The organism is Microbispora sp. NPDC049125, from assembly GCF_040802045.1.
Taxonomy (GTDB): domain Bacteria; phylum Actinomycetota; class Actinomycetes; order Streptosporangiales; family Streptosporangiaceae; genus Microbispora.
Window position 1 is genome coordinate 25846 of the sequence record NZ_JBEZDW010000021.1, and the last position, 12240, is coordinate 38085.

Annotated in this window: 13 protein-coding genes; 5 read left to right on the forward strand and 8 right to left on the reverse strand. The window is 70.4% G+C overall.

What is annotated here, in order from left to right; translation table 11 throughout:
* The first annotated feature begins 53 nt into the window (after positions 1-53).
* The gene (gene rny, locus AB0B72_RS23465; RefSeq protein ID WP_367741045.1) at positions 54-1682 is read left to right on the forward strand and encodes a ribonuclease Y; all 1629 of its coding nucleotides are present in this window, start codon (positions 54-56) and stop codon (positions 1680-1682) included.
* 43 nt (positions 1683-1725) lie between these two features.
* On the opposite strand, the gene AB0B72_RS23470 is transcribed toward rny, so the two are convergent.
* Positions 1726-2817, reverse strand: coding sequence for an ATP-binding protein (locus AB0B72_RS23470; RefSeq protein ID WP_367741046.1), 1092 nt, complete (start codon positions 2815-2817; stop codon positions 1726-1728).
* Entirely contained in the window at positions 2814-3470 is a 657-nt protein-coding gene (locus tag AB0B72_RS23475; RefSeq protein ID WP_367741047.1) for a response regulator transcription factor, read from the reverse strand. The genes AB0B72_RS23470 and AB0B72_RS23475 overlap by 4 nt, the downstream gene beginning before the upstream one ends.
* An 88-nt stretch (positions 3471-3558) precedes the next feature.
* On the opposite strand from AB0B72_RS23475, the gene AB0B72_RS23480 reads away from it, so the two are divergent.
* From AB0B72_RS23480 to AB0B72_RS23495, 4 genes are read left to right on the forward strand one after another with little or no spacing between them, the layout of a single operon-like run.
* Positions 3559-3981, forward strand: coding sequence for a hypothetical protein (locus AB0B72_RS23480; protein WP_367741048.1), 423 nt, complete (start codon positions 3559-3561; stop codon positions 3979-3981).
* Entirely contained in the window at positions 3978-4976 is a 999-nt protein-coding gene (locus tag AB0B72_RS23485) for a peptidoglycan-binding protein (protein WP_367741049.1), read from the forward strand. Before AB0B72_RS23480 ends, AB0B72_RS23485 begins: the two co-directional genes overlap by 4 nt.
* Complete coding sequence (locus AB0B72_RS23490; RefSeq protein WP_367741050.1) at positions 4973-5629, forward strand: ABC transporter ATP-binding protein; 657 nt, start codon at positions 4973-4975, stop codon at positions 5627-5629. The genes AB0B72_RS23485 and AB0B72_RS23490 overlap by 4 nt, the downstream gene beginning before the upstream one ends.
* Positions 5630-5634: 5 nt before the next feature.
* Entirely contained in the window at positions 5635-6855 is a 1221-nt protein-coding gene (locus tag AB0B72_RS23495) for an ABC transporter permease (RefSeq protein ID WP_367741051.1), read from the forward strand.
* Here the strand turns inward: AB0B72_RS23495 and AB0B72_RS23500 are convergent.
* The 6 genes from AB0B72_RS23500 to AB0B72_RS23525 all read right to left on the reverse strand — a co-directional run bounded on the left by AB0B72_RS23500 (position 6852) and on the right by AB0B72_RS23525 (position 12143).
* Positions 6852-7604: a transporter substrate-binding domain-containing protein gene (locus AB0B72_RS23500; protein WP_367741052.1), complete on the reverse strand. Its 753-nt coding sequence runs from the start codon at positions 7602-7604 to the stop codon at positions 6852-6854. The genes AB0B72_RS23495 and AB0B72_RS23500 overlap by 4 nt on opposite strands.
* 100 nt (positions 7605-7704) lie before the next feature.
* Positions 7705-8574 carry an amino acid ABC transporter permease gene (locus AB0B72_RS23505; RefSeq protein WP_367741054.1) on the reverse strand — a complete coding sequence of 290 codons (870 nt, stop codon included), beginning with the start codon at positions 8572-8574 and terminating at the stop codon, positions 7705-7707.
* Complete coding sequence (locus tag AB0B72_RS23510; protein WP_367741055.1) at positions 8571-9242, reverse strand: amino acid ABC transporter permease; 672 nt, start codon at positions 9240-9242, stop codon at positions 8571-8573. The genes AB0B72_RS23505 and AB0B72_RS23510 overlap by 4 nt, the downstream gene beginning before the upstream one ends.
* 24 nt (positions 9243-9266) lie before the next feature.
* Entirely contained in the window at positions 9267-10100 is an 834-nt protein-coding gene (locus AB0B72_RS23515) for a glutamate ABC transporter substrate-binding protein (protein ID WP_367741056.1), read from the reverse strand.
* 32 nt (positions 10101-10132) lie between these two features.
* Entirely contained in the window at positions 10133-10888 is a 756-nt protein-coding gene (locus AB0B72_RS23520; protein ID WP_367741057.1) for an amino acid ABC transporter ATP-binding protein, read from the reverse strand.
* Between the two features lie 160 nt (positions 10889-11048).
* A complete protein-coding gene (locus AB0B72_RS23525) occupies positions 11049-12143 on the reverse strand; it encodes a hypothetical protein (RefSeq protein ID WP_367741058.1) in 1095 nt (364 codons plus the stop codon).
* Between the last annotated feature and the right edge of the window lie 97 nt (positions 12144-12240).

A 12240-nucleotide genomic window follows, 5' to 3' on the forward strand; every position in this document is an offset into this window, starting at 1 on the left:
TGCGCGCGTGACCCCTCGGCTGGAGATGTCGCCGAGGCGAGAGGGGTGGGCGCATGGACAACACAATCGTGATCGTTCTGGCGGTCGCGGTGGTGCTGCTGGCTCTCGTTGTGATCGCCGCCCTTGTCATGGTCATGCGCCGCACGAGCGGCGTCGTCACACCCGCCGGTCCCTCACCCGAGCAGCTCGCCGAGGTCAAGGCGGGCGTCAACGAGGAGCTTGAGCGGGCCAGGCGCGAGGCCGAGGAGATCCGCACCAGGGCCGAGCAGGACGCGGGGGAGATCCTCAAGAAGTCCGAGTCCCTGTCCGAGAGCGCCGCGCTCATGCGCAAGGAGGTCGAGGAGGAGGCCCGTCTCCTCAAGACGGAGCTCAAGGAGCTTCGCTCCGATCTCGAACGCAGGGAGAACCGGCTGGCCGAGCGGGAGGAGCGGCTCGACGAGGAGGCCCGCCGGCAGACCGAGCGGGCCCGCAAGCTGGCCGAGACCGAGACCGAGCTCGCCGACCGCCGCGCCGACCTTGAGCGCATCGGCGAGCGGCGCAGGGAGATCCTGGAGCGGGTCGCCGGGCTCACCGCCGACCAGGCCAAGAGCGAGCTGGTCAGGGAGATCGAGAATCAGGCGAAGCGCGAGGCGGCGCTGATCGTCAGGGAGATCGAGGGTGAGGCCCGCAAGGAGGGCGAGAAGCGCGCCTGCAAGATCGTGACGCTGGCGGTGCAGCGGGTGGCGACCGAGCAGACCGCCGAGTCGGTGGTGAGCGTGCTCCACCTTCCCGGCGACGAGATGAAGGGCCGCATCATCGGGCGTGAAGGCCGCAACATCCGCGCCTTCGAGTCCACGACCGGGGTCAACCTGATCATCGACGACACCCCCGAGGCCGTCCTGCTGTCGTGTTTCGACCCCGTTCGCCGCGAGACCGCCAGGCTGACGCTGGAGAAGCTCGTCCTGGACGGCCGCATTCATCCCCAGCGCATCGAGGAGGCGCACGAGCGCAGCAAGGCCGAGGTGCGGGACCTGTGCGTCCGGGCCGGGGAGGACGCGCTGGTCGAGCTCGGCATCACCGAGATGCACCCCGAGCTGATCACCCTGCTCGGCCAGCTCCGCTACCGCACCTCCTACGGGCAGAACGTGCTCAGGCACCTCATCGAGTCGGCGCACATCGCCGGGATCATGGCGTCGGAGCTGCGTCTCAACCGGGACGTGGTGAAGCGCTGCGCGCTGCTGCACGACATCGGCAAGGCCCTCACCCACGAGGTCGAGGGCAGCCACGCGCTGATCGGCGCGGAGATCGCCCGCCGGTACGGCGAGCACGAGGACATCGTCCACGCGATCGAGGCGCACCACAACGAGGTGGAGGTCCGCACGGTCGAGGCCGTCCTCACCCAGGCGGCGGACTCCATCAGCGGCAGCCGCCCCGGTGCCCGCAGGGAGTCGCTGGAGGCGTACGTCAAGCGCCTGGAGCGGCTGGAGGAGATCGCCCAGTCGTACGAGGGCGTGGACAAGGTGTTCGCCATGCAGGCCGGCCGGGAGATCCGCGTCATGGTGCGGCCCGACTCCGTGGACGACATCCAGGCGCAGGTGATCGCCAGGGACGTCGCCAAGCAGGTCGAGGAGGAGCTGACCTACCCGGGCCAGATCAGGATCACCGTGGTCCGCGAGTCACGCTCCACCGAGTTCGCCCGGTGAACCAGGTGAACCAGGTGAACCCGGGGGCCCTGAAACCAGCGGATCACGCCGCGCCGGCGCCTCCGGGGTGGATGCCCGGGGTGGCGTGATCCCCGGCATGGCCGCAGCGGACGGTCAGCCCGCCGCCTGGATTCGGTCGTGCCGTGACCGTCATCGCGTGGGCTCTGGCTATGGAAGTGACGATGGACAGGCCCAGCCCGGAGCCTCCGGCGCTCCCCGTGCGGTCCGGAGTCATCCGGCGGAAGGGCTCGAACAGATCGGGGATGCGCTCCGCCGGGACCTCGGGACCGGTGTTGGACACGACCAGCCCGTCATCCGGTGTCACTCGCACGTCCACGCTTCCTCCCGGCACGTTGTGCCGGACCCCGTTTTCCACCAGATTGGTCACCAGCTGCGTGAGCAGTACGGAGTCCCCCGTCACGGTGGTGGGCTGGGACCACAGCGTGACCCCGGGGAATCCGGAGACGACGTCCGCGGCGACCCGGTCGAACCGGACGGTCTCGACGTCGTCGAGGCCGTGGTCGCCGCGTGCCAGCATCAGCAGTCCGTCGATCAGGCGCTCTGTCCGCCGGTTGGCCTCCAGGAGTTCCGTCCTGAACCGCTCGACCCGCTCAGGCGTGGGATCGGCCAGGCCGATCTGGATGGCCGCCCGCTGAATGGCGAGCGGAGTCCGCAGCTCATGTGAGGCGTTCGCGATGAACCTGCTCTGTGCGGTCACCGCGCGTTCGAGGCGGTCGAGCATGGCGTCGAAGGTGTCGGCCAGCTCTTTCAACTCGTCCTTCGGCCCCGTGAGCGCGATCCGTTCGTCCAGGTTCGTCAGCGACAACCGCCGGGCGGTCGCCGTGATCCGCCCCAACGGCCGCAGCGTGCGCCCGGCCAGCCACCATCCGGCACAGATCGAGACCCCGATCAGCACGACCCCCACGGCCAGTGTGACGATCGAGACGCCGGTGCCGCTGCTGGCGACGTGCATGATGACCGTGCCGTCGGGGGTGACACGGACGGCGCCCGACTCGCTCCTCGCCCCGTATATGACGCCGTAGGTGACGAAGACGTTGACGGCGGCCAGCACGGCCGTGGACGTGGCGATGAACAGGACGCTGTAGAGCGCGGCGAGCCGGACCCTGAGCGTCATGGCAGGCGGTATCCGCTGCCGGCGACCGTCTCGATGACCGGAGGGTCGCCGAGCTTGGCCCGCAGCTTGCTCATGGTGACCCGGACGACCCCGCTGAACGGGTCGGTGTGCTCGTCCCAGGCCCGCTCCAGCAGCTCCTCCGCGCTCACGATCGTGCCGTCGGCCCGCATCAGGACCTCCAGCAGGGCGAACTCCTTGCGCGACAGCGCCAGATAGCGGCCGTCCCGGAACGCCTGCATGCGGGGTGTGTCGAGGACGATGTCCCCATGGGTCAGCAGTGGCGGGACGGGAGCCTGGCTGCGGCGTCCGAGCGCCTGGACCCGCGCCACGAGCTCCGCGTAATCGAACGGCTTGGGCAGGTAGTCGTCGGCGCCGAGGCCCAGCCCGGCGACCCGATCGCGGACCGACGCCGCCGCCGTCAGCATCAGGATCCTCGTCCGGGCGCCCGCCTGGGCGAGGTCACGGCAGATGGCGTCGCCGGGCGTCCCGGGCAGGTCGCGGTCGAGCACGAGCACGTCGTAGTCGTTGACGCTCAGCCGTTCGGCCGCCGCCGTTCCGTCGTAGGCGACGTCGACCGCCATCGCGTACCTGCGCAGCCCTTCGGCGACCAGATCCGCGAGAGCCTTCTCGTCTTCGGCCACAAGCACCCGCATGACCCAAGTCATACCCGGTCAGGGGTTACCTGAGTGTTAACGAGCGCGGTGACGGCCGGGAAACGTCCCCTCCGTGATCGTCTCCGGCATGAGAAGACTCGTTTTCGTCCTGGCGTTCCTGGTCGTGGGATGCGGCGCCATCCCGGGGCTCGGTGGCGACGCCAAAAGGCACGACCAGCTCGTCAAGTACGCCCAGTGCCTGCGTCAGCAAGGAGTCAACGCGAGCGACCCCCCGGCCGGTGACGACAGCTTCAACCTCGACGCCCGGAAGGTGCCCAAGGACAAGCTCGAAGCCGCGCTGGAGACCTGCAAGAAATACCGCCCACAGGAGGAGCCGCCGAGCGCGGAGGACCTCGACAGGATGCGCAAGACGGCCGCCTGCCTGCGCAGGAACGGCGTCGAGGCGTCCGATCCGACGGCCGCTGAGCCGGGAATCCATATCGGCGAACCCCCGCCCGGCAAGGACGTCGACGCGATCATGGCCGCCTGTCAGAAAGAGGTGGGGGAGTGAGACGGCTGATCGCCGTGCCTCCCGTGCTGGCCCTCGTGCTGACCGCCTGCACTCCGACACAGGCGGCCACCCCGTCGTTCCCCACGACACCCGTCGTCCGTACGGACCTGGTCAGCAGGAACAACGTGGACGGCACGCTCGGCTACGCCGGCCGCGACACCGTGGCCGGCGGCCCGGGGATCGTGACGTGGCTGCCCCCGGACGGCCGGATCATCAGGCGCGGTCAGAGGGTCTACGCGGCCGACGGGCACGCCGTTCCCCTCCTCTACGGACGGACCCCGCTGTGGCGGACGCTGTCGGCCGGGATGCGAGGCCGGGATGTGCGGGTGGTCGAGCGGAACCTCGCCGCCCTGGGCTACTCGCTGGACGTGGACGACCGGTTCACCTGGGCGACGGCGGTGGCCGTCAAGGCGTGGCAGCGCCACCTCGGCCGGCCCCAGACCGGCACGCTCGCCGCGCCGGACGCCGTCGTCCAACCCGGCCCGATCAGGGTCGCCTCACGTGTCGCGCGGCTCGGCGGGCCCGCCTCGGGCCCGCTGCTCACCGTCACCGGCCTCAAACGTCAGGTCGTCGTCGACATCCCCGTGGACCGGCAGCAACTCGCGGTCAAAGGCGGGAAGGTCACCGTCACGCTCCCTGGCGGAAAGACCACGACGGGGCACGTCACCGCCATCGGCACCTCCGCCAAGGCGGCGGCCACCGGCCAGACCGGGCAGGGCACCGAGACGGCCACCATCGCCGTCACGGTCACCCTCGACCATCCGAAGGCCGCGGGACGTCTCGTCGCGGCACCTGTCACCGCCGGGTTCGCCGGCGCCGTTCACAAGGACGTGCTCGCCGTGCCCGTCGAGGCCCTGCTCGGGCAGGCGGACGGCACGTTCGCGGTCGAGGTGGAAGGAAGGCTCGTCACGGTCGAGATCGGACTGTTCGCCGGTGGGCTCGTCGAGGTCACCGGAGTGGCCGAGGGCACGCGGGTCCAGGTGCCGAAACCATGAGCGTGATCGAGCTGGAGCACGCGTCGAAGACGTACCCGGGCGGGGTGGCGGCCCTGCGGGACGTGACGCTGACGATCGGCCCCGGGGAGCTGGTGGCCGTCTGCGGGCCGTCCGGATCGGGCAAGTCGACCATGCTCAACCTGATGGGGACGCTCGACCGGCCGAGCGAGGGCCGCGTCAGGCTGCTCGGCTTCGACATGGCCACCCTGTCCGACCGGCGGCTGTCGGCGGTGAGAGCGCACTGGATCGGGTTCGTCTTCCAGCAGTTCTTCCTCACGGGCCACCTGACGGCCGAGGAGAACGTGGCCACCAGGCTGCTCTACCTGGGCGTCCCCGGCCGCCGCCGCATCGCGGCCGCGCGCGAGGCGCTCGAACGCGTCGGGCTCGGCGATCGGCTCACCCACCGCCCCCACGAGCTGTCGGGCGGCGAACGCCAGCGGGTGGCGATCGCCCGCGCCCTGGTCGCCCGGCCGGTGGTGCTGTTCGCCGACGAGCCCACCGGCAACCTGGACACGGCCTCCGGCGGGGGCATCGTCGACATCCTGTGGAAGCTGCACGAGGAGGGCACCACCGTCGTGGTCATCACCCACAACACCGACCTGGCCGAGGCCCTCCCGCGCCGCGTGGACCTCCTGGACGGGAGGATCCTGTGATCTCCGTGTCTCCTGTGATTCCCGAGATTCGCGAAATCCCCGCACCGGCCCGGCTCAGCGCATGGGACCTGGTCGCCGTAGGGCTGGCCGGGCTGCGGGCACGCCGGGGCAGGGCCGTGCTGTCGGCCCTCGGAGTGGCCATCGGGATCGCGTCGATGGTCGCCGTGATGGGCATCAGCACGGTCAGCGGCGCCGGTCTGCAGGAGCAGCTGGCCCGTGTCGGGACGAACGTGCTGACCGTGGCGCCGGGTCATTCGATCAGCGGGGACCAGGCCTCGCTGCCGCTCGAGTCGGTCGCCCGCGTCTCCCACATCCCCGGTGTCGTCGGCGCCACCGCCATCGCGTACGTGAAAGGGGCGACCGCCCGCCGCACCAGGCTGATCGACCCGGCGATCACCAACGGAGTGGGGGTCGCCGCCGTCCGGCTCGACGTCCTCGCGACGCTGAAGGGGACGGTCAAGTCCGGCACGTTCCTCAACGCCGCCACCGCGCGGTACCCGGTCGTCGTCCTCGGCACGTACGCCGCCGACCGGTTCGGCATCGACCGGCCCGGACGGCAGATCTACGTCGCGGGCCGGTGGATGACGGTCATCGGCATACTCGACTCGCTCCCGCTCGCCCCCGACATCGACAACGCCGCCCTCGTCGGCTGGCCGTACGCGGAGGCGCAACTCGGTTTCGACGGCCACCCCACCATCGTCTACGAACGGTCGGCCGACGACCGGGTCGGCGCGATCGCGAAGGTGCTCGCCGCGACGGCCGACCCCGAACATCCCGACCAGGTCCAGGTCAGCCGCCCGTCCGACGCGCTCACGGCCGAGCTGGCCGCGCGTGCGGCGTTCAACACCCTGTTCGTCGGGCTCGGCGCGGTCGCCCTGCTCGTCGGCGGCATCGGCATCGCCAACATCATGGTCATCTCGGTGCTGGAGCGCCGCCAGGAGATCGGCCTGCGCCGCTCCCTGGGGGCGACGCGAGGGCAGATCCGCCTGCAGTTTGTGGTCGAGGCGGTGGCCCTCTCCCTCGCCGGAGGCGTCACCGGGACCGTCGTGGGCGTGGCCGTGAGTCTGCTGTTCGCCTTCGGCCAGGGCTGGCCGTTCGCCCTGCCCACCCAGGTCGTCGTTCTCGGGGTCACCGCGGCCGTGCTGGTCGGAATCGTCTCCGGCCTCTACCCGGCGCGCCGCGCCGCCGCCCTCACTCCCACCGAGGCCCTGGCGACCCTCACCTAGCCTCGCCCGGGCTGCCGTGTGGCCCGGTCGAGAGCCGGTGGTGAGGAGTAACGGGTGGCCAGGACGCCCAGGTAGTCGATGACGGCCCGTTTCCACGTGCCGTCGTCGAACATGTGGCGCAGGGCCTCGTCGACCTGGTCCCGCAGGGCCGCCGACTCCGCGGCCACGCCGTACCTCTCGGTGGTCAGCGGCCTGCCGCTGAAGCGGAACCGGCCGGGATAGAGCGAGGTCAGCCCGGCGAGGACCGGGGCGTCGGCGACGACGGCGTCGGTCCTGCCGTCGGCGAGCAGCGGCGCGCACGCGGCCGGGACGTTGGCCTCCGCGAGGAAGAACGCCTTCCACCGCGTGCCGAACCGGGTCACCAGCGGCTTCGAGGAGGCCCTGGTGGCGCACACCCGCTTGCGCGCGAGGTCGCGGACCCGGCGGATCGACAGGTCCCCGGCGCGGACGAGGATGTCGCTGCTCGTCACGAGGTAGGGGCCGGCGACGTACGGGCGGGCCGCCTGGCCGGAGGCGCCGAAGACCAGGTCCGCTCCGGCGGGGTCGAGGGTGTAGGCGATCTGGTCGTCGCGGTAGCCGAGCTCGCGCGCGACGTAGTGGGCGACCGCGATGTCGAAGCCTGTGAAGCTCCCGTCGGGCTGGCGGGTCACCAGGCCGGGCTGCCCGGGGCGTACGGCGACGACGAGCGAGCCGCCGTTCCCGCATCCGGTGAGGAACACGGCCGCCAGGCAGCTCACCACGCTCGTCACGGCAACGCCACGCCACACGCGATCAATATCGGGGCAGCGCGCGGCGGTCCGCCACCAGCGACACGCAAAGGTCCCTTGACCCGGCCGGCACCCGCGGTGGTCAGCGGGCGACCGCGACCTCGTCTCCGGCGATCCCGGGAGCCGCGATGGCGGCCGGCGCCTTGCGGCTGCGCCGGCTCCGCCGTTCGAGCCGGGTGGCGAGGTAGCCGAGCGCCAGGTTGATCGCGATGTAGAGCGCCGCGACCACGATCACCGAGGGGATGAGGTTGAAGAAGTTCGCCGGGACGACCCGGGCGCCGGCGTTGAGGAGATCGGCATAGGCCACGACGAACCCGAGCGCGGTGTCCTTGAGCAGGACGACGAGCTGGCTGATGATCGCCGGCAACATCGCGGTCACCGCCTGTGGCAGCAGGATCAGCCGCATGACCTGGTTCTTCCGCAGGCCGGTCGCGTAGCCCGCCTCGGACTGGCCGCGGGGGACGGCCCGGATGCCGGCCCGGACGATCTCCGCCAGGACCGACCCGTTGTACAGCGTGAGCCCGAACACCACCGCCGTGAACTCGGTCACGATCAGGCCGGCGAGGCTCCCGCCGTACTGGGCGAAGAAGATCAGCATGAGCAGCGGGATGGCGCGGAACAACTCGACGACGACGCCCGCGGGGACGCGGACCCACCGGTGGTCCGACAGCCGGGCGATGCCGAAGACGGCGCCGAAGACGAGGGCCAGGACGGCGGCCACCGCCGCGGCGGACAACGTGTTGCGCAGGCCGGGCAGGATCAGCTCGGTCCAGGTGTCGGCCTGGATGAACGGCCTCCACAGCTTGCCGTCCCACTGGCCCTTCGCGTCGAACTTCGCCCACACGACGTACGCCACGAGCAGCAGGACGACGCCGAAGGCCAGCGTGAGCACGTTGTTGCGCATCCGGGAGCGCGGCCCCGGCGCGTCGTAGAGGACGGTGGCCTGTGTCATCGCGCCACCGCCATCCGCTGGGCGAGCCGGCCGAACAACAGGCCGATGGGGAGCGTCAGGATCACGAACCCGGCCGCGAAGCCCAGGAAGATCGGGATGATGGCGTCGCCGTGTGCGTCGAACATGTTCTTCATGCGCAGCGCCGCCTCCGCGACCCCGATCGCCGCGGCGACCGTCGTGTTCTTGATGAGCGCGTTCAGCACGGTGCCGAGCGGCGCGATGACCGCGCGGACGGCTTGGGGCAGGATCACCAGGCGGAGCGTCTGCAGGAACGTCAGCCCGATCGACCGGGCCGCCTCCGCCTGCCCGAGCGGCACCGTGTTGACGCCGGATCGGACGACCTCGCAGACGAAGGCCGCCGTGTAGGCCGACAGCCCGATCGTGGACAGCCAGAAGTTGTTGACCGACAGGTCGTCACTGGAGAACTGGACGTTCATGACGGTGCCGAGCCCGAGGCCGCAGAAGACGATGATCAGCGTCAGGGGCGTGTTGCGCAGGATGTTGACGTAGACGGTGCCGGCGCCCCTGAGCACCGGCAGCGGGCTCACCCGCATGGCCGCCAGCACCACGCCCCAGACCAGCGAGATCAGCCCGCTGATCACCGCGAGCTTCACCGTGAGCCAGAAGGCCTGCAGGATCACGGGAAGCTCTTCGACGACGGCCTCCACCGCCTTCTCCTCTCCGCGCTCCGGTCAGTACCGCTCCACCGACGGCGGGGAGCTGAAGAACTTGCCGAACTCGCCGAGGTTGGCGTCGATCGACTTGCGCCAGGTGCCGTCCTTGAACATCTTCTCGATGGCCGTGTTGATGGCGTCGCGCCCGGACTTGTCGTCCATCTTGATCCCGACGCCGTACTTCTCGGTCGAGAACGGCTTGCCGACCAGCTTGAACTTGCCGGGGAACTGCGCGGCGAAGCCGGCGAGGATCGTGGCGTCGGTGGAGATGGCGTCGACCTGCTTGTTCTCCAGCAGCGGCAGGCAGGCGCCGTAGCCCTGCTGCTGGGTGAGGTTCTTCGACTCCCACTCGGTGCCGAACTTGTCGGCCAGGCGCTTGGGGGAGGAGGAGCCCTGCGCGCCGCAGACCTTCTTGTCCTTGAGCGACTCGACGTCCGTGATCGTGGTGTCGTCGGCGCGGACCAGGATGTCCTGGCCGGTGACGAGGTACGGCCCGGCGAAGGAGATCTTCTTCTTCCGCTCGTCGGTGATGGAGTAGGTGGCCACCACCATGTCGACCTGGCCCTGCTGGATGAACGGCTCGCGGTTGGCCGACTGGGCCTCCTTGAACGTGATGCCGCTCTCCGGGACGCCGAGCTCCTTCGCGACGTACTTGGCGACGTCGACGTCCATGCCGGCGTAGCCGCCGTCGGGCTTCTTCAGACCCCAGCCGGGCTGGTCGATCTTGATGCCGATGACGAGCTTCTTGTCGTTCTTGGCCTTGTCGACGATCGAGCCGGCTGCCGAGTTGCCGCAGGCGGTGAGGCCGGTCGCCATGGCCGCGAGCGCCAGAAGGCAGGCTCCGAAGCGCATCTGTGTCACCTTTCGCTTTCTGAGCTGGGGAATCAGTGCGTGAGGATCTTGGAAAGGAAGTCCCGAGCCCGCTCGGTGCTCGGCTGGGTGAAGAACTCCGAGGGGGTGCCCTCCTCGACGATCCGGCCCTCCGCCATGAACACGACCCGGTGGGCCGCCCGGCGGGCGAAGCCCATCTCGTGGGTGACGACCATCATCGTCATCCCGTCGCCGGCGAGGCCGACCATCACGTCGAGCACCTCCTGGACCATCTCGGGGTCGAGTGCCGAGGTGGGCTCGTCGAAAAGGATCATCTTGGGATCCATGGCGAGGGCGCGGGCGATGGCGGTGCGCTGCTGCTGGCCGCCGGACAGCTGGGCGGGGTACTTGGCGGCCTGCGAGGCGATGCCGACCCGTTCGAGCAGCTCCATGCCGCGCCGCTCGGCGTCCTGCCGGGAGACCCCGCGGACCTTCATCGGCCCGAGGGTGACGTTCTCCAGGATCGTCTTGTGGGAGAAGAGGTTGAACGACTGGAAGACCATGCCGACGTCCGACCGCAGCCGGGCCAGGGCCTTGCCCTCCTCCGGGAGCCGCGTGCCGTCGAAGGTGATGGTCCCCGAGTCGATCGTCTCCAGGCGGTTGATCACCCGGCACAGCGTCGACTTGCCCCCGCCGGACGGGCCGATGACGACGACGACCTCGCCGCGCGCCACGCTCAGGTCGACGTCCTTGAGGACGTGCAGCGGCCCGAAATGCTTGTTGACCCCCTCGAGCCTGACCAACGGGGTGGATCCACCGGTCTCCGTCATGGTCAACAACGTAGGCGGGTCAATCTCGTCAAGTCACTAAAGCGCCGGTACCGATCCGATCACAGGCGACGTTCAGGCTGTCAGGTCGCTCCTCCAGGCGGGCCCGGCGCCGATGGCCGCACTCGTGCTCTCGCGCGTCGAGCACAACCGGCCGCGCGCTTCATGACCGGACCTCCGCCTCGGTACCCGTGCAGACCGACCGTGTGCGGCGCAGGTAGGACCAGGCGACCACGCCCAGTGCGATGCCGTACACGGCGAAGGCGCCGAGCCCGATCCAGATCACCAGCAGGGCGTCACCCGGGGTGGGCAAGTCCCCCCGGGGCACGGTCACCACGCCGAGCGTGCCGAGCGCGGCATAGACCGCTCCGGCCCCTCCGTAGGGTGCGAGCGTGGCGGCACCGATCATCGCGGGAGTGAGCGGCAGCCAACGAGGCACCCGCCTGCCGCGCAGGGAGAGCGTCCACCGGGGGAACACCTGCCCCCACGGCCGCACCAGACTGAGGATGAGGAACACTCCGAGCACGGCCAGCAGCGCCGTGGCGTCGATGCCCCAATGCGCCATGGTGAGCCACACCCCCGAGGCGCCGTTGCGTTCGCTGATCGCCAGCATCTGTGCTCCGCTGACACCGGCGAAGGTCCCTCCCAGCGCCCACGTCGTCTTCATGGCCGCGTACGGCAGGAATGCCAGGGCGCCCGCATAGGCCAGCGCGCGGACGCGCCGTGGAGCGGCCGTGGGCTCCGGCCTGCTCCGCGCGGCGGAGGAGGCGTGTACGGCGCCGCACCGCGGGCAGGTGCCGTACGCGGACGAACGCCACGAGCGGGTCGTGGCGACGAGCAGCACCACACCGGCCGCGGCGAGCGCCCGGTTGGCAGTGGCCGTCCAACTGTCGACGGTCTGGTTGACGGCGAAAGTGACCATGTCCATCAGCAGGCCGAACGCGGCCGCGCCGCTCAGCACGCACAGCGCGACCAGTGTGACGAGAACGACCGGCCGGGGAATCCGCCGGCCCCAGGGCCGTACGACCGCCAGGGCGGCCATCGTCGCCAGGACGGCCACGGCCACGACGGCCCAGTTCAGGCCGACCGGCAGCGGCTCGGCTGCCCGGTAGAACACCGCGGTTCCGGTCAGCGCACAGACGAGGCCGAACCCTCCGTACACCGCCGCCCAGCCGAAGGCCGCGTACCCGGTCCAAGACGACCGCCGAGGCCCCCGGCCAGGTGCCGGCACGTTCGCCGTAGGTGCGGTCTCAGTCATGATCCGACCGCCGGAGCGGTTCCGTGACATTCGGTGCGTCTGTCATGTTTCGCAAATTACGTACGAGAGCCTGTGGCGAAGCTGAGATGGGCTGAGA